Source organism: Gemmata algarum, assembly GCF_034097035.1.
GTDB classification, from domain to species: domain Bacteria; phylum Planctomycetota; class Planctomycetia; order Gemmatales; family Gemmataceae; genus Gemmata; species Gemmata algarum.
In genome coordinates this window covers 1-441 of the sequence record NZ_JAXBLV010000138.1, presented here as the reverse complement: position 1 = coordinate 441, position 441 = coordinate 1, and the positions used below count along the sequence as shown (strand labels likewise).

Sequence of the window (441 nt, the reverse complement as noted above, 5' to 3'; positions counted from 1 at the left end):
CCCCGCGCGGGTCGGTCCGCGCGGGGCTTTTCCCTTCGCCCGGAGGGCCGCCATGTTCCGCTTCGCAACCGTTGGACTTGTGGTGTGGGCTGTTGTTGTCGGGGCCGCCGAGGTCGCGCCGCCGCCGCGGCCGGTGGACGTGGGCGCGCTGGTGAAGCAACTGGGGAGCGAGGACTACGCCGCGCGCGAGGCGGCCGGCGCGCGGCTGTCGCGGCTGAACGTGGACGCCGTGCCGCCGGAACTCCTCGCCGCCCAGCGCGCGGCCGACCCGGAGGTGCGGGTCCGGGCGGCGCGGGCGGTCAAGGCGCTCCGCGAACACATCGCGGCGAGTCGCCTCACCCGCGCCGGGCGGTTCGCGCGGCGCGGGCAGGTCGATCTGTACGTGGCTGCAACCGCAGGGGACAAATGGAAAGAGTGGGACGACCCGCGGGCGTGGGAACC

Annotated in this window: 1 pseudogene; it reads left to right on the top strand. The window is 75.5% G+C overall.

Annotated features, from left to right (window positions below):
* Window positions 1–52: 52 nt before the first annotated feature.
* Window positions 53–441: pseudogene (locus R5W23_RS11785) on the top strand (hypothetical protein); the annotation flags it as partial.